Source organism: Mucilaginibacter sp. R-33 (genome assembly GCF_049949235.1).
In the GTDB taxonomy this organism is placed as follows: domain Bacteria; phylum Bacteroidota; class Bacteroidia; order Sphingobacteriales; family Sphingobacteriaceae; genus Mucilaginibacter.
In genome coordinates this window covers 1,679,972-1,699,820 of record NZ_CP188089.1, presented here as the reverse complement: position 1 = coordinate 1,699,820, position 19,849 = coordinate 1,679,972, and the positions used below count along the sequence as shown (strand labels likewise).

Genomic DNA, 19,849 nt, shown 5'->3' with positions numbered 1-19,849 from the left:
CGGTCGAACAGGCTGGCTTAAATTGGGTTACAAACAAGTTATTGAGTCCTAAGAATAAATCAGATCCATTTATCGCCAATTCTTTATTTTTCCTGAGAAATGGAATTTGTTATATGAAAAAAGTCAAAGTCGGCCGCTCCCCCTATATTTTTTGTAGCATAATTAAACAAGGCAAAACGATAGCCCATAAAATGCGGGAAGGTGTAGGCCATTTTTAATTGCGTGCCCAATGGTATCCACGTTTTCCCGTCAAGGCTGTAAAAAAAATCGGCCACGTCTTTTCTGTCCGTAAAATTGCATTCCGCCTTAAAGTATACTACCTTTTGGTTTAAGGGGATTTTTTGTGCTTCTACAGGTTTTCCGGTGCTTGCATTGATCATGACGATAGCTTTGCCATCACCCATTATTTTTACACCAGCCAACCCGTAATTTTTTTGCAAAAGGCCCAAACCCGCAAAATCACCATCTTTCATATTAGAAACGTCGAGCGAAACTGCCCCGGAGCATACCGGGCCGATTGTCCGTTGTGTCAATGAGTTTCGTGCCATCAGGAAATTGGTGTCAATCCTGCCGGTGCTGAGTCGTAAATACCCTTTACGTGCCGTTACAGACCACGAGCTATTATCCGGGTTATGGTTCCATTGCCAAACCAGCGGTAGTGTCCGTTCGCCTTTTTTATGGGCAAACTCGTCCGAGGCAACGATACCCGGGATCAAACCTTTACCGGCCGGCAAGTCGAGTGTATCGGTCACTTTGCCGTTAATGCCCAAAACGGGCCATCCATCCACCCACTTTACAGGTACCAAATAGGGAATACGACCCACCGAGCCATAATCACGGAACAAATAAGAGTACCAGGCGCCATTTGGCGCTTCAACCAATCCGCCTTGCGCCACGCCCAGGTCCTGTAGGCCAATTCGTCCTTCATACGGGCCGGTGATTTTATCTGCCCGGTGTATGGTAACAGTGCGTATATTGCCCTTTGGCCATGTAATATTGAAAAGGTAATATTTGCCGTTTATCTTAAACAGCTGAGAGCCCTCCGGACCAAGGCCGGTACCGCCCGAAGGCTCGCCTGCCTTTTCAATGATAATTTTGTCCGTTCCGCCGGGTTTTATACCGGAAAGGTCGTCCTTTAATTCAACTAACCTTAAATCTCCGCTCCCGCCAATCATATACACTTTTCCATCATCATCAAAAAATAAGGAATGATCACCCAGGTTGGGGACGAAAGACCTGGCTTTCCACGGACCCTTTTCGATATTTTCAGTACTGTAAACGTGCGTTTTATTGGTATTTGCAGAAAATGTGCTTACATAATAGGTGCCATTATGGAAACGGATAGAACTTGCCCACGAACCCTCCCCATACATATTTTTGCCATTTGTGAGATTTGTTGCATCAATATTTGCTAAAGTATCATATGCATAACCCACCGTCTTCCAGGTTACCAGGTCGTTCGACTTCATAATCGGTACACCAGGACTCATGTGCATGGTTGTGCTGCTCATGTAATAGCTATTGCCTACGCGCTCTATCGATATATCCGGTACATCTGCATAAATAATGGGATTAGTAGCTTTTTGCGCGTATAAACACGGCACTATAAGCGTGATAATTAAGGCCGTTGCCCATAACCTGTAAATCGCATTTCTCATATTGTCATTTGTTTTTTTGCCCTGGTAATAACTTTTTCATCATGAAAGTCAATATCATTTATTGTATTTATTACACTTATTTAATAAAGCCAACTGGGGCATTTGCTTTGGAAATTATTTCTGAGTTTATCGATATTCCGGATAGCCCTATGTTCAGTTCACAGATTTTCTATAAACTTAAAAATGCTTCCGAAATGAGTTTATTTAACTGAGACTTTTACTGTTTTTGAAATATTGCGTGATGAATTACCTAATTGAAGGATGTATTCACCGGCTTCAGCATTCCATGATTTTTTTAATTCGTCATAAAATGCCAGGTCAGCAACGTTCACCTGCATTTCTACTGTTTTTGTTTCACCGGGCTTTAAAAATATCTTTTCAAAACCTTTAAGTTCTTTTTCCGGGCGCAAAACAGAACAAACCGGATCGCTTATATATAATTGCACAACTTCGGCGCCATAACGGCTGCCTGTATTTTTGATGGTGAATTTTGCACGGATGGTTTCACTCTTTTTATAGCTTGATTTATCTGTAGAAAGTTTACTGATGGAAAAATCAGTATAAGAGAGCCCATAACCAAATGGGAATTCCGGCTCAATTTTCTTGGTGTCATACCAGCGATAGCCAACCAATATCCCCTCTTTATATTCGGCCGTACCGCCTTTGCCCGGATAAGTATTTAAGGCAGCAGCGGGGGAATCTTTTAACGATACAGGAAAAGTAAATGGCAGCCTGCCTGATGGGTTTACACCCCCTTTTAATACGTCGGCCAGTGCATTGCCGGCTTCTGAACCGTTAAACCACGACCAAACAACTGCATGGTTGGATTTTTTAATTTCATTCAGATCATAGGGTGCACCGGCCATTATTACAACAACAGTATTGGCATTAACCGCTGTAACCGCATTAACCAATGCCTGCTCTCCGAAAGGCAATTCCAGGCTTTTACGATCATGACCTTCACTTTCATATTCGCGGTTAGAACCGATACATAAAATGGCCACATCGCTATTTTTTGCAAGCGCCACAGCCTCGTCAATCAGCTTTTGATCGGGTTGGTCATAGCCAAGGTTTTGCTCGTCAGTATTGCTTGCCAGGTAGTTTGTTTTATACCCCCGGGCAAAACTGATTTTGGCCGTTTTGCCGAACCTTGATTTTATACCTGCTAACGCGGTAACCTCATATTTAGCCTTTACACCAGCGCCATACCCGCCCAAAGCAAATGTGCGGATGGCATTATCACCAATTACGGCAATACTTTTAATGGTATCTGCTTTTAACGGTAGCAAATGATTGTCGTTTTTTAGCAGAACGATGGATTCTGACGCAATATCATAGGCGGTTTTGGCATGCTCTAATGTAGCGATAGATCCATTTGGATGATTGGCGCTCATAGAGGTATGACACATCACCCACAAAATCCTGCGCACCTTATCGTCAATTGTTTTTACCGGAACTCTGCCTTCCTTAACAGCATTACGTAACGGCTCGGCAAAATACCACTGATCATACGGCCCGCTTGATCCCATTTCAATGTCCAGCCCATTGTTGGCGGCAGCAACGGTATGGTGCGTCCCGGACCAATCTGACATGACCACTCCTTTAAAGCCCCATTCGTTTTTCAGCACCTTATTCAATAAAAAATCATTCTCGGAACACCAATAACCGTTCAGCTTATTGTAGGCCGACATAATGGTATAAGCATTCCCTTGCTGTATGGCTGCTTTAAACGCCGGGAAATAAATTTCGCGCAATACCCTTTCATCAACTATGGTGTTTACGCTATCGCGGTTAAATTCCTGGTTATTTGCGGCAAAATGTTTTATACAAGCAGCCACATGCTGGCTTTGAATGCCTTTTACGGACTGAACAACCAATTGGCTATTCAAATAAGGATCCTCCGAATAATATTCATAGGTACGGCCACAAAGCGGCATCCGGCAAATATTAAATGCCGGAGCAAGCATTACATTTTTTTTGCGCGCATTTGCTTCCTCTCCAATAACTACGCCATAGCGGTTTGCCATTATGGGGTTCCAGGTGGCCGCTATTGCCGAGCCGTTTGGCAAAAACGTGGCAGAATCAGTTGTCCAGTTAGCCGAAGCCCAGTCAAAACGCTTTATCTCTTCACGTACACCCAACGGGCCATCATCGCAGGTAAGCTCCGGGATACCTAAACGTTTTACGCCTCCCGAAGAAAATAACGCGTTGCCGTGAAGCATTTCTATTTTTTCTTCCAGCGTCATTTTGCTGACTATCCGGTTGATCTTCGCGTTAAGCGCTACCTCACTTTTGTTTTGTGCCGAAACTCCGCCGGCAACAAAAAATGCCATAAAACAGGCAATGATATATTTCATAAATTCTTAGTTCTCTTCTTCTTGTTCGTTATCGTTCAGCATACGCTATGCATTTGCCACTCCTACTATCAGCAGCGAAAAAAAGGCATAACAGATGCAGGTTATCTTTACTATTTTCAACTTTGGTATCAATACATTCATGGGTTAAGGTTTTTTAATAAAGTTTACCAGAATAACATCATTTTCCCTGATATCAAATTCGCCGGTGTACACAGCATTGGATTTTATTATAATTTCTTGTTTTGCTACAGGAGAGCCATTTTCTTCTTTTAACTTCTCAACCTGTTGCTTGTTTAACTGTCCGGGCTTGCCCATATCCACGTAGCGTGTATAGGCATCGTTCGCCCTATAACCTACTTTATAAACTTCCATTGTATATTTTCCGGCAGGCACATGCGATAGATTTATTTTCACTTTGCCTTTTGGTTTAGCGGGCAGATCTTTGATATAGTAAGACTGATTATTAACAGAATCCGGTAAAGTATAAGTGTAATCCCACAATAATGTCTGGATATCCCCTTTATCATTTTTGCAAACCCATGAACGTGTATCGTTATTGACCAACTCGGTACTACCAAGCTTATTCATAAACTTGTAAGAATAAAAAGCAGGCTTGTTTATGCCCAGAATGTTTAGTAAACCAAACCCTCCATGAAAAGGTGTAAACCGCGGGCCGGGTTCTTCAAAAATATCGGTAAAAACCCAATACGACATGGAGTTGGCCGCGTTGCCAACTTGTTTTAGTTTTTCCAGGATATAAGCAGCTTCCTGGTAACTGTCGTGCACAGGGTCTGCCGGTGTGTACGATGAACTCCATTCTGTATAATGCAGCTCCAGGCCGGGTATCGCCGATTGAGAAATTTGTTTACGTGAATTCAACACGTCACCACTCACTGCCAGCGAATCTTTACTCAATACCGTGCCCGAATTACCATACTCATCCAGGAAGCCTTGTTTTACACCGTAAGAATGGGTACTGATGAAATCAATCGGGACGTTGTTTTTGTTGCAATGGGTTATCATGTCAGAAACCCAGGCGGCACCTGCAGTGCCCGGTCCACCTACCTTATATTCGGGGTCTACGCTTTTAACCGCCTTTGCTGAATAATCATACAGTTTGAAATAATCGTCCTGCGTCCCTGTCCAGAATCCGGGAGATAAGTTCGGCTCGTTCCATACTTCAAAATACCAGGACTTTACTTCCCCTGCTCCATACCGTTCTGTAAAATGCTGAACAAGGTTGGTGATAAGCGCCTGCCATTTATTATAATCTTTTGGCGGGGTAACATTACCTTGCCACCAAAAAATCGTTTGATTGCCGCTTGCCAGCGCATTAGGCATAAAGCCCAGCTCTACAAAAGGCTTCATGCCAATTTTATGCAGAAAATCAAAAAGCGCATCTACATACATATAATTATATTGAGGGTTCCCTTTTGAGTCTTCGGTATAAACAGCCATATCATCGGTGAGTAGCCCATGCATGCGGATATACCGAAAACCACATTGTTTTCTTACATATTCTAATTGTTGCTGCCAGTCGGCGCGCAGCCCTTCATTTGCCCGGCCGGCACCTACGCAGGCGTTAAACATGGTATTGAGTTTACCCGATGTCTTGTTTAAATCTACGTTAATTGCTCTTTGACCCTTTACTTTTGTCAAAAAAGCGAATTGCAAAACCACCAGTACCCAAATTATTTTTTTCATCTGTTTCGTTGCTCTTTTATAAGTTTATTTGACTGCCCATTTGTGTAGCCGTTCTCTTTGCATTCAATACATCTCTACAGTTATACCCAAAAACACAGGCTATAAAAGATCGAATATTATAAAACCTGTCGTCAAAATCTTATTTTAAAGGTACCTCATCCCATAATGCTCTAAACATTTTTGAGTGAATTCCTTAATAAGTATCAGGCCCTCGTTAAATATTTTTTTCGATTCAGGCGATATGAGAGGGTTCCTGAAGAAAGCAGGGTGCTCCTTCAACAAAATACTGATCGTATCAAAATTCTCTATTAAAGCTTTAATTTCACTTTCGTTTAATTCCGGCGCTCTTGAAATAATTTGATTTTCCATGTTCGCTTTTTTTACCAGGTAATCATTCGCCCGGATATCAAATTCGCGGGAGCATCCCATAATATCCTAAATCCCATAATGTTCTAAACATTTTTGAGTGAACTGCTTAATAAGAACCAAGCCCTCGTTACACATTTTTCTCGATTCAGGCGTTAAGATAGGGTTGCTTAAAATAGTAAGGTGCTCCTTAAGCAACATCCCAATCGTATCGAAATTCTCTATCAAAGCTTTAATTTTACTTTCATCTAATTCCGGCGCTTTTGAAATGATTTGATCTTCCATATTCTCTTTTTTAACCAGGTACCATTAGCCGCGGCAATCGTCATGCGTTTAAATAGATCATTGTTGATTTCCTTCATGTCGAAAACAGAATTGTTATAGTTAAAAAATGCCGGGACCTCTCGGTAAAGGCCCCAGGCATCTACTTATATTCAACTAAAACTCTCTCTTATTTAATTTTTACCACTTCTGATCTTTGTCGTAAAACTTAGGGTATTTTTAAAGCCCCACCGCTCCTTTCAGCGTTGTCGGGTCAGTAGGCAATTGTGCCGCTTTAAATACGTTGCCCGCCTTGATTATTCATTAGCCAAATCGATCGAGGTAAAAATTCTGTGATTCACAAGGATCACAGAATTTTTTGAAGTTTACCTCACCAGAAAACGGTACTGTCTAATTTGTTCACAGTACCACTATTCCAGTAAGCGCTTTAATTCAACATTAATTTTACTTATACCCTAATTTAATGGCATCATACATACGCTGGTCCTTTACCACATTATTAGCTCTGTCTAACATAAAACCTATCTCCCAATAGAATGGCATAAGACCATTCGCTTTCATAGTTTTGGTCGTAAAAGTTGCCCAGGAATCCACAGATTTATTGTGCATATCCAGATCCTTAGGAAGATACTTGCTGTTGGTGGCGGCAGTCCTCCTCCATACTGCATATTCACCCAGCACCACAGGGATACCTTTATCAACAAACTTCTGTTTCAACGGTAGGAGTTCAGCAGCGACCGCATCCTCTTCTCCAAATGTGGCGTTGCGGTCTGGCTCAATAATAGAATGATTTCCAGCTCCCCAGTAGTAAACCATTTTGCCCCAACTTACATCTCCATCCGTTAGTATCGTAAATGTAGAAGGCGTATAGTCATGCACCTCGACCATCAACTTGTTAGCAATCTTGTCTGCAGGAAGAGTAGTCATCAAAGTAGAAGTTTTATTAGGGTCTGTAGTCGGCCCCTGCACAACCAGCACACGGTAACTGTTCCTGCCTCCTGTAGAGCGAACCGCATTGATGAATGTTTCGTGATAACCATTAAGTATGGCCATCTGCGCAGCATTATCAGCACTTGGTTCATTCAAGCCGGCAAAAATAAGGTGTTCATCAAAATCGCGCATGGTTGTAGCAATCTGCTCCCAAATTGCTTTTTGCATCGCATTAACAGAATCTTGCTTAATTGCATTGGCATTGGGACTATCGTGAGAATTCAGTATCACATACATATCATTAGCCACACACCATCCAACCACTTCTTTCACCCGCGCAAGCCATGCAGGATCAATTTTTGCCTTGCTCCGGTCGCTTAAATGGGTCCAAACCCAGTTACAGGGAAGCCGTACAGAGTTAAACCCTAAACTTTTTATATATTTTATATACGACTCGGTCAATTTACTATTCTGCCAATCACCTTCGTTTGGCGATTCCATAGTATTGCCAAAATTTATTCCCATTCCCGTACGCATTTTTGCCGCCAATTGCACGGCGTTACTGGTCATTCCAGTCATATCTGGCGCTATAGGCGATGTATTATAATTTGGGTATAAGGTGGGGGCCTGAGAAACTATCAACCTTCTTCCCTGGCCATTGGACGAACTTATGTATAAAATACCAGAGCGGATTGCCGCTGTGCCATTTGGCGATAATGTTGTTAAATGAATAACAGTGCTACCGCTTTTGCCTGATGTTGTACTTACTTGCAACCACGAAAAAGCAGGATTGTCGATGCTCCAATCGGCATTAACTGCAACGGTTACGTCCTCGGTACCCCCATCACCTGTAAAAGTTATTGTAGATGCACTAACTGTTAGTTGCGGGGCTGGGTTCGTTTTTTTACAGGAGAATAAAGATATAACTGTAATAACAGTTATCAATATTGTAAAACAATACTTAATTTTCATTTTTATTTTAATTGGTTAAAAAGCCCCACAACGATATGCTGCAGTGGGGCTGTAGGCTATTTGATTTTCACACACCTGATATTGTCAATAGCGACTTTAAAATCAGTTGCAGTTGGCGAAGTATCAAAATTTTTAAGGGTCATATTATAACTATTAGTACCAGTACCCCCTAATAATTGGCTTATTTGAGTAATTGATACACCATCCCCTAATTCGTTAACTTTTGATCTGAACTCAGATAAAGGAATAATTACGGTTTGCCAGCCTTTCGTTTTAAAAGATTTGGTAACATTTGAACCAGGAATTTTCCACGGCTCATAACGCGCAACATAACTGTCACCTGCAAATTCAGTGCTAATATAAAGAGTGCCTCCATTCCATGGCCGAGGCACACTTATGTCAAATTGAAAAGCCCAGTTTGAAGGAGGATCTGTAAGATTTGCCACAGGCATCCAGTAATTACGAGGATGATTAGCAGTTGGATTAGAATTACCCAATGGAAAGTACGTACTTGCACCGCCAGCTAAAACAGGACTTATCAAAATACCAAACTGATCATTCCCATAGTGAGTATTTGATCCCATCGGACCATCATATGCGGCATCCCGATAGCCAAGGGCTTCAACTGTAGACCCCCAGGGATTAACACCAAAATAATTACCCCACCAACAATCTGCTAAAAGACCATCCCAAACCTTATCTGCAGTATTTACTTGATAAACAGTAGAAACCGTTCCATAACTGGTACCAATGGTCACTGTTCCATTAGCGTAGCTATACCTATCTGGAGCCGCAAACTTAACATAAGCGCCATGTGGACCTTCGGTGAAATTTGTAATAGTAGCACCGCCAAAAGTAATTGACGAGATAGTCTTAAGATAATTACCATAAACATAAACCGAATCACCAAGTTCGGGATTACAGTTGGAAATGCTATAAATGATCGGCTTCGCATTTATGGTATCCCGGGCAATACCAGATTTAGTGGTTACTATGATTAACTTGTTGGATGTTGTTGCCGGCATCAGAAAACCAAGAGAAGTACCATTGGCATTTGAGTTAAATTTTGGAATATTGGTTCCGCCATATGAAAACTGCTGAACCAATACTAAATTGGAACCGTACAGATAAACCGAATCGCCGGGGGCGGCAAATACATCGGATACAGCGCTAATGGTTGGCGCCGGCGGGCCTAATTTGAAAGCGAACGATGTTGAACCTGCCGGCGTAGTATACTGTATAGTATAGAGTTTAGCAGTATCAATTTTTGAAAACTCAATGTAAGGTATACTCACCACTGCGCTGTTCGGCGCAAATAAAGCAGTGTTAAAACTGGCAGGAACCCCATCAAATGTGATATTGGTTGCATTTTGCAAATTATGCCCGATTATAACCACATATTTTCCTGAGTGTCCGGTAAAGGAAGTATCAGCATTAAGATTACCAGTACCTATAAGCGTATCCTTAGGCGACGGATGATACAATCTTACGCTTGTTATACTGGGAGCACCGGCATTGCTGCTGTCGTTCATCTTCTTACAAGCAGGCAGTAAAGCTACTATCATTAGTAAAAGCGGCAATAAACATAAGCGGGCATTTAAAATCTTTTTCATATAATTTATTTTTAAATGTTAATTAATAATAAGGTACTGGTGGGGCTGCCAATTTAGGGTTCATTGTTAGCTCCGATCCCGGAATTTGTATTGTAAATGAACTGATAGTTGCCGGAAGAGTAGGTGCAGGGACAGTAGTATCCCTTTTAGCTATATGGGTAGTAGCATCATAACTAAATGCGGCCCGATCTTGTTTATTGATCCAATCAACAGCTTGTTGAGGTTGGTAATAAGACCACCGTACCAGGTCCATCCAATATTGTCCTTCAAAAGCAAATTCAATCCTTCTTTCCTTCAGTATTGTAGCAGCATCCAAAAACTGCACAGGGGCCACACCGGCCCTTGACCGCACTTTATTAAAATAAGTTAAGGCTTCACCATCGCTTGTAGTAGCATTGTTACCCAAAATAGCTTCGGCATATACCAAATACACATCGGCCAACCTAAGGATTGCATTGTGTTCAGGGGATGACTCAGGGTCCATTGTTGGCGCAGCGTTATCTTTTTCGTTGCCAATAATGTGTTTTTTCATACAAACCTGGTCTGCCTTATAGCCACCTCCGGCTGCATTTAATTCGGGATATCTATCTCCGATGAGCATAATAGTGGCTTTGCGCCTTATTGAATCCTGGGTTGTGTACATCTTATATAAGTCGTAGCTTGGATATAATGCAGACCATGCGCCTGACTTTTGAGGATTTATATCGTTGCTTGGCGAATAGTTTAAATTACGGTTGCCATTTCCCCAATTGACACCTGGCGCCCATTGAAGGGCAAATAATGATTCAGGGTTATCATTGAATTGCGACCTGAAAAGATTATAATAACCCAGATGCTGCGGATCATCCTGCCCAAGAAGCGATAACCCGCTTTTGCACACATTGCGCGCGTATTTTATGGCGCTATCCAACAATACCTGGTCGCGCGTGCCACTTTTGCCCAAACCTGCCCTTGTTAAATATACTTTAGCCAGCATTCCTTGCGCCGACCAGGTGGTTACCCTACCTGTTTCACCTTTGATTGGAAGATTTTGCGCGGCATAAGTAAGGTCTTTGGTGATTAGTTTATAGACATCCGAAACAATGTTGCGATTAAGAAGCGGATCTTTTATCAGTTTACTGTTATCTTCAATAATAGGCACTGCACCCCAATAAATAGCCAAATGATAATAAGCTACGGCACGAATAAACTTTGCTTCGGCAATGGCGGCATTTTTGTCTGCTGCCGGGATAGAAGCAGAGGCTTGTTGCTGTATGGCATTAATAACCCCGTTACATTGTCCTATAACATTATACAGGCCCGTCCAACCGCTTGACACTACGCCGTTATTCTCTGTAATTGTACGCGTATAAAGCTGGCTCCAGTCGCCAATCCATTGGCGATTAGCAGTTCCGCTCAATATGTCACCAAGTTGTAGCAAAGCCCCATTATGCCATTGCGACCACGCCGTACCGCCATATAAGCTTGCTGTAGCCAGCCGCAAATCGGAGGTGGTTTTGTAAAAATTATTAGAACTTATCTGCGAGGTAGATGGACGGTCCAAAAAAGCCTTTTTGCATCCGGCAATTGCTGCCGCAAATAGCAAAGCAAATATTATTTTATTAAGTGATTTCATAAATACCTTTTTTGAGTGGTGATTGATCTATTAGTTAAAGGTTATGTTTGCACCAATAGTAAATGTGCGTGGCTGAGGATAATAACCATTGTCCCACCCAGCCTGAAGTGGATTCCATGAGCCAATTTCAGGATCCATGCCCGAGTATTTTGTAATGGTAAACACATTGGTCACGGTACCGTATATCCTAAAAGCACTCACGCGTATTTTTGATAAAATATTTTGCGGCAACTTATAACCTAATGTGATGTTTTTGCACTTCAGGAATGAACCATTTTCGAAAAACAAAGTGGAAGAACGATAATTTTCGTTGGTATTATCATTTCTCAAACCTACAATAGTGGTATTTGGGTTGGTAACGTATACATTGTTAACATCAGATGCAGAGCCGGCGGGATTTATTAAAGCCAATTTTGCGTAATTTAATACCGATGCAAAATAGTTAGTATTGTTTAGCGAATTGGTTTGTGTTACAGCCAATTGATTAAATACTTTGTTGCCATAGTTGCCACTGAAGAAAATACTCAGGTCGAAATTTTTGAAGGTAACTGTATTGTTAATCCCACCCTGAAATTTGGGGATCGGGGAACCCAAAAAGGTTTGGTCTTTTGAGTCGATAACACCATCGCCATTCAAATCCTTGAACATACGGTCGCCGTACCAAATACCTCCACCGGATTGCGAAATTGGATAAAGTTTACCGCTTTGGTCAACAGGCAAGGCATGTGTTTGAAAATCACTTTGCTTTGAAAATATGCCATCGAATATATAGCCATAAAATTCGCCAATGGGCTGACCAACCATCGTTTTTTCGACTACGAGTTTTTGGGTGGGACTTATATATGCTGTCTGGCTTAGGTTAGCATCAGCTCCGCCTGCACCTAAACTGAGCACTTTATTAATATTACGCGATACGGTAAAATCAGTTTTCCATGTAAAAGCTTTAGAACTAATATTTGTAGTACTGATTCTTAAATCAAACCCTTTATTGCTCATAGAACCCACATTGGCGTAAGGCGCTTGCATGGATCCCTCGCCCTGCTGGGAAGCACCGCTATATAAAGGAAGTGGAACCCTTAACAATAGTCCGTTTGTTAAGCGGTGATAAACACCAAATGAAAAACCTAAGCGCCCGTTAAAAAACGTTCCGTCAAGGCTGGCATTGAAATCCTTTGTTTTTTCCCATGTTATGTAAGGATTTGCCAAATTACCTTGAAACTGTGCTATACCCGATAAGCCATTAACCACCGTATTAAGTTGGGTTGCAAAAGTATTGCCTGGTATGTTTTGATTGTTGGTAAGGCCGTAACCAAGTCTCAGTGTCAACTCATTTATATCATTTACACCTTTCAAAAATGACTCATGATTAATTTTCCAGGCAAATGCCCCTGAATAGGTAGTAGCCCATTTATTGTTGGGTGGAAAATTTGAAGAACCATCGCCACGTATATTACCGGTGATCAGATATTTATCATAAAAGTTTAAATCAACCCGACCGAAATAGGCTTCCGATGAATTGCCGAGACCATTATCGCCTGAGTTTTTGGCCGAGATAGCATCGCCGGCATTAAGGGTCTGCACATTGTTTGAAGGGAAATTATTCCGTGAGCCGCCAACATTTTCGAAAGAGCTTGACTGCCCTTCGTGCCCTGCTAAAACTTTGAAATTAAATTCACTGAAATATTGGCTATAAGTTAGGAAATTGCGTAATACCGTATAAAAGTTTTGGTTCATGCTTGAGCCACCATCATTAGTACCTTTAACATATTTACCAAAAGCAAAAGTTGGATAAAAATAATCCCGGTTACTAAAATCGAAATTACCGGATACTTCATTTCGTAATGTTAAATTTTTAGTAATCTGTATTTCGACATACGCGTTACCAAACACTTGATTTCTTGTGCTAACGTTTTTGTTAAGTTGGGCTAACGCCACCGGGTTGGGAACTGGAGTCACATAACCGGAAGTGTTGGTAACCCCCCCCCAGGAGCCATCGGCGTTTTTTACAGCAACATCGGGTGTAAGGAATAGCGCACTGCCAATTACACCAGAGGCAGTAGAATTTTGGTTTTCAGAAACGTGAGCTAATTGAAGGCTGGTTCCTATTTTTAGCCATTTGGTGGTTTTATTATCAAGGTTAAACCGTACTGATGATCTTTTAAATACAGACCCGGCAGCTATCCCTTGCTGGTTAAAATAAGAGCCTGAAAGTGAATATTGGGTCCTATCATCGCCGCCGCTTACTCGAAGTGAATTACTGTTCATCGGAGCTTTTCGGAATAATTCTTTTTGCCAGTTGGTACCGGTACCTAAATATTGAGGATTGGCAAATGCGTCCCTTGAATCGAAGCCCCACGCCTGTGCCCTGGCATTAATGAAAGTGGCAAATTGCTGCAAGTTCATTGTAGGGAGTGCTTTTGGCAACTCCTGATAACCGGCATAGAAATCATAAGCTACCTGTGGAGCACCTGATTTACCTCTTTTTGTAGTAATAACAACAACGCCGTTGGTTGCCTGCGAACCGTATATAGCAGTTGCAGACGCATCTTTCAATACATCTATCGATTCTATTTCAGCAGGATTAATAGTATTTAATGGATTGGAGCCATTACCGGGATCACCGACCGGTGGAATAATAATACCATCTATTACATATAATGGCGAATTTGAGCCAGATATAGAAGACACGCCATGTATTTGAATAGATACACCGCCACCTGGTTGGCCCGACACCTGCTGAACCACAACCCCTGCAACTTTTCCCTGCAGGGCCTGGTCAAAGGTAGTTGGTTGTGTTTGGCGTAGGTCATCTCCCTTTATTGAACTTATTGAGCCGGTAGCATCTTTTCTTTTTGCAGTACCATAACCAATAACAACAACTTCGCTTAAGTGGCTGGATGTTGAATTTAGCCTGACGTTAATTGCACCGGTTTGTTTCACGGTTATTTCACGTGGCGAATAACCTAAAAAGCTAAAAACAAGCACTTTGCCCGGCTCGGCGGCAATGGTATAACTACCGTCGATGCTGGACACGGTGCCCAGGGCTGTCCCTTTAATCTTAATGCTTACGCCTGGTATCGGCTGGTCATCGTCGGCGCTTGTTATTTTCCCCGTAACGCTTACGGTTTGCGCATGGGCAGATATATAAAAAAATAAACCCGCGATAATTAAGGAAATCTGATATTTCACTCTCTTTTGTAAATTTTTATCCATCTTTTAAAAGGATTTTAAGGTTTGATAATTGGTACATTGTTTTTGGTTAGTAATTAATTGGTTTTTCTCTCATTCATAATTTATTTCGTTATCACATCTTTTAGGTGGCCCAATACCAAAAACAACCTTCGAAAACTACTTTACTGATAGTTGCTTCACATGAAACGGCTGCCCGAACAATCAGTTAAAAAACTTCAGGTGCAGCCAGACGGATGTTTACTAATTCAAAAAAGTTAACTGTTGGTCCTATTGGTTATTGGTGAAAACATGTTCAAAAGCAACGTTCTTTAAGGACATTACTTCGGACTCATATTCCGGGGATGAAGCTATGGTAACGTAAAAAAAGGGAAAGGGTAGTTTTATCCAAAAGTATGGATCAAAAATCCAAACTCAACAACTACCTGTAAATAAGCTTATTAAGCATTAAAACCAACCTATTTTACCCTAAATACCGAACGAAAGTTGTAATTTGGAGCCAAACGAACCGTTTTTAAAAAATGCAAATAACCAATAGTCACTGATCGGCCAACAAACGCTGACAACGGCTTCGCCTTTGTTTTGACATGTAAATTTGAAATAAACAATAATTGGTGCATCCAAGCCTATCGCTTACTGTATAAATGCTATTTCTTTTGGGGGCTTACCGACCGGGTAAAAGGCACAAATATATTTTGCAACACCGTTTTGAATGTAGGTTCTTGCATGGCAACTTGTCGCTCATTCGTTCGCATTTATAGCAAACAAAACAGCATAGAGATCATTATTCTTTACTTTCAGCTTCGGAATTACTTTTTTTCTGACGAATGGAATTGACATACGCAGAAGGTAGTATGTTATATTCCTCCTTAAACATTTTCGCAAAATGTTTGGGGGTATTAAAGCCTACCTCGTAGCAGATCTGGCTAACGGTCATCTGGCTATTTCCAAGCAAGTAAGCCGCTTTTTTTAACCTTATGGAACGGATAAATTCACCAGGTGATTTGTTGGTGAGCATCCAAACTTTGTTATAAAGCGATCCCCGGCTGATGCCCATCTGACGACCTAATTCATCTACTGAAAGGTTGTCGTTTAAGATATTAAGTTCTATGTACTCAACTATATTCTTTAATAGCTTTTCATCTTCATTTTCTAAAGGAGTTTCCTGCAATTGCACATCTATCTGCTTTTTGTACGTGCGTTTATAGGTGTCCCGAAGGGTTAAAATATTTTTGATTTTTGACAGCAGTATTTCAAAATTAAATGGTTTTGTCATGTAATCATTGGCGCCAATTTCCAGACCCTTGATCTGTTCTTCGTCGCCCGATAACGCGGTTAACAGCACAACGGGAATGTGCGAGGTACGCTTATCTTTCTTTAGCTTTTTGCACAACTCAATTCCCGACATCCCGGGCATGCTGATATCACTTACAATAATATCCGGATGTTGCGACAGGGCTTTTTGCCAGCCTTCCCTCCCGTTTGAAGCTTCGATTAAAAAGAATACCTCTTTTAAATTGTCTTTCAGGTAAAAGCGAAAGTCATCGTTATCCTCAACCAAAAGAACTACCTGCTTTTTATTTGATCGCGGTTGCTTAACGATAGTTTTACTTTCATTTTGAGTAACGTCGTTTGTGCTGTCGTTATCAATATCATCGTCTGATGGAAGGTTTATTTCCCCACCGTTATAGATTACAAAAGGCAATTTAATGGTAAAACAACTTCCGTGATCAGGCTCACTCTCAACAGTAATTTCGCCGCCGTGCATTTTCACAAACTCATGCGTAATTGCCAGGCCGATGCCGCTACCCTGGTTAATCATCGATTCGGGAATATCGTGTTGAAAAAAGCGCTCAAAAATTTTGCCTTGTTTTTCAAGCGGGATGCCAATACCGGTATCAATCACCTTAATTTCAAGCGGGGCGTCGGCAGTTTCGCCATCTACATTAAGCAAAACGCTTACCTGGCCGCCCGGAAGTGTAAATTTAAACGCATTTGATAGCAGGTTAAACAATATCCTTTCTATCTTGTCATGGTCAAAATCAGTAAACAACGAATCAATCGAGGTATCAAAAATAAAATTAATCTCTTTTTGTTCAGCGATATCAGTAAATGAAAGGTATATCTCGTTAATGAACTTCACAATATCCCCTGGCTTGGTATGTAATTTCAACTCCTGAACTTCCATCTTCCTGAAATCAAGCAATTGGTTTACCAGGTTCAATAATCGCCTGGCGTTTTTCCCTATCATGCCCAGCTGTTGTTTCTGTTCCTGATCAGCGTGGGTAAGCATTTTTTCGACCGGTGCCATAATCAACGAAATCGGTGTCCGGAACTCGTGACTTACGTTGGTCAAAAATTTAGTTTTCAATTGATCAAGATCCTGCATTCGCTTAATCTCCTGACGCTCCTGTTCAATTATCAATTTTGCTTCCTGTTTTTCTTTCTCGGCTTTAAATTTTTCTTGCTCAGCTACAATTTTTTCTTTCTCTGCTATGAATTGTCTTCTTATTTTTTGTATCCCGCGCCGGCGTATAAATAAGATAGCCACTGTTATCAGCAACAGGTAAATGATATAAGCCAAGGTAGATTTCCAGAAGGGGGGCAATACCTTTATTTTTAATTTTATATAGCTGGGTTTCCATTTCCCCTCCCGGCCAATAGCCCGTACTTTAAAAGTATAATCGCCTCCGTCAAGGTTGGTATAGGTAGCTTTCCGGGTAGCATTATTTGCAGTAAGCCACCCTTTATCAAAACCCTCCATCATATACTGATGCGTTATTTTATTGGGATTAAAGAAATTTAAGGCGGAAAATTCAATGGTAAACACATTTTCGCTGTGTTTCAGCGTTATCTCCTGTGTAGCCGAAATTGCTTTAGATAATACCACATGGCCTTCAACTTCTTCATTAGCTGCTATACTTTTGTTGAATAGCTGAAAGCCGGTGAAAATTAATTTAGGCTCATCTATATTTGGGTGTATACTTAGTGGGTCGAAAATATTGAAGCCATGCGAGCCGCCAAATACCAATTCCCCTTTATTGGTTTTTAAAGCTGCATTTACAGTGAACTCTCTGCCCTGCAGGCCGTCTGTTTCATCAAAACTTTCAAATTGGAATTTATAGGTGCCATTGCCTGGTGTCAACGTTATCCGGCCCAGGCCGTTTGACGTACTTAGCCACATGGCCCCGCTGTTATCTTCCAATACATTCAAAACCTGGTTGTCTGGCAACCCGTCCTTTTTTGTAAGCGAGATAAAACGGCTGGTTTCGGGGTTCAATATGTTTAGTCCATTCCTTGTTGCTATCCACATCAGGCCGCGGCTGTCCTGCGTGATATTATGAATGTCATCATTGATTAAACTGTTAGGGTCGTTTTTCTTTTTATTATAATGTATAACATCACGTCCATTTTTTAATATTTTATCTACCCCCAAATATCCTCCTACCCAGAGATTCCCTTTGGTGTCCTCAATGAGTGCGGATATATAAGGCGACCTGATATCCGTTTGCTTAAAGGGAGAGGAAAATATTTTTTTGTCTCTGTCAAACATTTGCAACCCCGCCGCAAACGTGCCTATCCATAACCGGTTCGATGAATCTTCCAAAATATTCCATACCCGGTCATCGGCAATGCTCGTAGGTACCTTGCCATTATGTTTGTAATGAATAAACTTTCTTCCGTCAAAATGATCCAGTCCGCCAAAATACGTACCTATCCATAGTTGCTGATCATGGTCAATACACAAACTAACAATAATATCACTGGTGAGGCTATTCGGATTTCCCGGATCATGTTTATACTGGGTAAACTTGCCTGTTTTGCGATCAAAATAAACTAAGCCGCCTCCATTGGTCCCGATCCATAAGTTACCGTTTTTATCTTCGACAAATTTATTGACGTCTTCAAACTTAAGGCTGGCGGGGGCTGAAGCAAAGTGCCTGTATAACGGGAACCTAATAATATTTTTATGATAATAACTTACCCCCTCTCTAAGCGTACGGGCCCACATAATACCTTTGTTGTCTTTGTAAAGCGCTACGGTGTTCTGTCCCAACGATTTTGGGTCATCTTCCCTATTTAGTAAATAAGTAATTCCCCCCCTTTTTTTATCCAATAAATTTATTCCGCCATGATCAGTGGATATCCACATGAGGCCGTCGTTGGCTTGAATAATATTAGTGATGTTGTTCGATGTAAGCGGCGTTTCTGCCGATTCTTTTGTGATGTACCGAAACCGTCCCGTACGGCGGCTGTAATAATAGACGCCGGAATCCATGTTGGGGGTAAACACCCAGAGATCGCCTTCACTGTCAATAGTTAGCGAGTAGTTCCTGCCTTTATTATCAGCAGCCTTTTTAAAAATATCTGTATGGTAAGTAATTACATTGCGTTTTACATCAAATAGCTCTATTACGCCGTCGTCATAAGCAAGCCATAGATTGCCGGTTGTATCCTGCACAATGTCTGTAACTAAACTTGAATATAACGACGGGCTTGAACTATGGTGATGATAATAATGTGTGGTGGTTTTGTTCAATTCATTATACCTGTAAATGCCCGACTCGGGATACAGAAACCAAAAGTCGCCTTTGCCGTTGTGAATTATCTTGGAAACGGACGGATACCCCGGAAGTTTAAGGGAATAAAGTACTGACGATACATCATTGTTGAACTGTTCCGTTTCGGGATCATAAAAAGAATATCCAGCCGGAGTTGTTATCCATAATTTTTTGTCAGGTCCTTCCCAAATATTATTTATGTAATCTTCATTAATGGAGTTTTTATTATTTACGTCGTGCTTGAATACTTTAAAAGTATAACCGTCATAACGGTTGAGACCAGAAGAAGTACCAAACCACATGAAGCCCTCAGAATCCTTAAAAATGCAGGTGACTTGGTTGTGTGACAGCCCGTTACTTATATTGAGCCGCGAAAACTGGTATTGACTGTTTTGCGCAAAATTGTTCGTGTAAGCAAAAAACAATGCTGAAACGACAATATAAAGTTTTACACGCATTAAAATTTAGTTGAGATATTGGAAATCAGGAACCTGGCTCTTTAGCAAGCCGGTACACTACCGTACCATAAAAGTAAAATAAATTCGCAATTAACGAGATAAAAGTGTCGATTCCGTTAGTTGATCAGCCGAATGTCAATAAC

The 19,849-nt window shown here is 41.2% G+C and carries 10 protein-coding genes; all 10 read right to left on the bottom strand.

All coding sequences use genetic code 11. From position 1 onward, the window contains the following. Window positions 1-83: 83 nt before the first annotated feature. The 10 genes from ACP26M_RS07165 to ACP26M_RS07120 all read right to left on the bottom strand — a co-directional run bounded on the left by ACP26M_RS07165 (window position 84) and on the right by ACP26M_RS07120 (window position 19,706). Window positions 84-1,658 (bottom strand): glycoside hydrolase family 43 protein, encoded by a 1,575-nt coding sequence (locus ACP26M_RS07165; protein ID WP_426587474.1) that lies wholly within the window; start codon window positions 1,656-1,658, stop codon window positions 84-86. Between the two features lie 200 nt (window positions 1,659-1,858). Next, the gene (locus tag ACP26M_RS07160; RefSeq protein WP_426587472.1) at window positions 1,859-4,015 is read right to left on the bottom strand and encodes a glycoside hydrolase family 3 C-terminal domain-containing protein; all 2,157 of its coding nucleotides are present in this window, start codon (window positions 4,013-4,015) and stop codon (window positions 1,859-1,861) included. 144 nt (window positions 4,016-4,159) lie between these two features. Then, window positions 4,160-5,719 (bottom strand): GH39 family glycosyl hydrolase, encoded by a 1,560-nt coding sequence (locus tag ACP26M_RS07155; RefSeq protein ID WP_426587470.1) that lies wholly within the window; start codon window positions 5,717-5,719, stop codon window positions 4,160-4,162. A 144-nt stretch (window positions 5,720-5,863) separates the two neighbouring features. Continuing rightward, complete coding sequence (locus ACP26M_RS07150; protein WP_426587468.1) at window positions 5,864-6,088, bottom strand: hypothetical protein; 225 nt, start codon at window positions 6,086-6,088, stop codon at window positions 5,864-5,866. A 66-nt stretch (window positions 6,089-6,154) separates the two neighbouring features. Further along, entirely contained in the window at window positions 6,155-6,370 is a 216-nt protein-coding gene (locus ACP26M_RS07145) for a hypothetical protein (protein ID WP_426587466.1), read from the bottom strand. A gap of 441 nt (window positions 6,371-6,811) precedes the next feature. Beyond that, the gene (locus ACP26M_RS07140; protein ID WP_426587464.1) at window positions 6,812-8,269 is read right to left on the bottom strand and encodes a cellulase family glycosylhydrolase; all 1,458 of its coding nucleotides are present in this window, start codon (window positions 8,267-8,269) and stop codon (window positions 6,812-6,814) included. A 56-nt stretch (window positions 8,270-8,325) separates the two neighbouring features. Further along, window positions 8,326-9,882, bottom strand: a complete 1,557-nt coding sequence (locus ACP26M_RS07135) for a glycan-binding surface protein (protein ID WP_426587462.1) — start codon at window positions 9,880-9,882, stop codon at window positions 8,326-8,328. A gap of 22 nt (window positions 9,883-9,904) precedes the next feature. Then, entirely contained in the window at window positions 9,905-11,497 is a 1,593-nt protein-coding gene (locus tag ACP26M_RS07130) for a RagB/SusD family nutrient uptake outer membrane protein (protein WP_426587460.1), read from the bottom strand. A gap of 30 nt (window positions 11,498-11,527) precedes the next feature. Next, on the bottom strand, window positions 11,528-14,710 hold the full coding sequence (locus ACP26M_RS07125; RefSeq protein WP_426587457.1) for a SusC/RagA family TonB-linked outer membrane protein: 3,183 nt from the start codon (window positions 14,708-14,710) through the stop codon (window positions 11,528-11,530). Window positions 14,711-15,470: 760 nt separating this feature from the next. Then, on the bottom strand, window positions 15,471-19,706 hold the full coding sequence (locus ACP26M_RS07120; RefSeq protein WP_426587455.1) for a two-component regulator propeller domain-containing protein: 4,236 nt from the start codon (window positions 19,704-19,706) through the stop codon (window positions 15,471-15,473). Between the last annotated feature and the right edge of the window lie 143 nt (window positions 19,707-19,849).

What these genes read in the sequence shown, in the direction of transcription:
- ACP26M_RS07165 (WP_426587474.1), bottom strand. Translation starts at nt 1,658, where the DNA reads ATGAGAAATGCGATTTACAGGTTATGGGCAACGGCCTTAATTATCACG.
- ACP26M_RS07160 (WP_426587472.1), bottom strand. Translation starts at nt 4,015, where the DNA reads ATGAAATATATCATTGCCTGTTTTATGGCATTTTTTGTTGCCGGCGGA.
- ACP26M_RS07155 (WP_426587470.1), bottom strand. Translation starts at nt 5,719, where the DNA reads ATGAAAAAAATAATTTGGGTACTGGTGGTTTTGCAATTCGCTTTTTTG.
- ACP26M_RS07150 (WP_426587468.1), bottom strand. Translation starts at nt 6,088, where the DNA reads ATGGAAAATCAAATTATTTCAAGAGCGCCGGAATTAAACGAAAGTGAA.
- ACP26M_RS07145 (WP_426587466.1), bottom strand. Translation starts at nt 6,370, where the DNA reads ATGGAAGATCAAATCATTTCAAAAGCGCCGGAATTAGATGAAAGTAAA.
- ACP26M_RS07140 (WP_426587464.1), bottom strand. Translation starts at nt 8,269, where the DNA reads ATGAAAATTAAGTATTGTTTTACAATATTGATAACTGTTATTACAGTT.
- ACP26M_RS07135 (WP_426587462.1), bottom strand. Translation starts at nt 9,882, where the DNA reads ATGAAAAAGATTTTAAATGCCCGCTTATGTTTATTGCCGCTTTTACTA.
- ACP26M_RS07130 (WP_426587460.1), bottom strand. Translation starts at nt 11,497, where the DNA reads ATGAAATCACTTAATAAAATAATATTTGCTTTGCTATTTGCGGCAGCA.
- ACP26M_RS07125 (WP_426587457.1), bottom strand. Translation starts at nt 14,710, where the DNA reads ATGGATAAAAATTTACAAAAGAGAGTGAAATATCAGATTTCCTTAATT.
- ACP26M_RS07120 (WP_426587455.1), bottom strand. Translation starts at nt 19,706, where the DNA reads ATGCGTGTAAAACTTTATATTGTCGTTTCAGCATTGTTTTTTGCTTAC.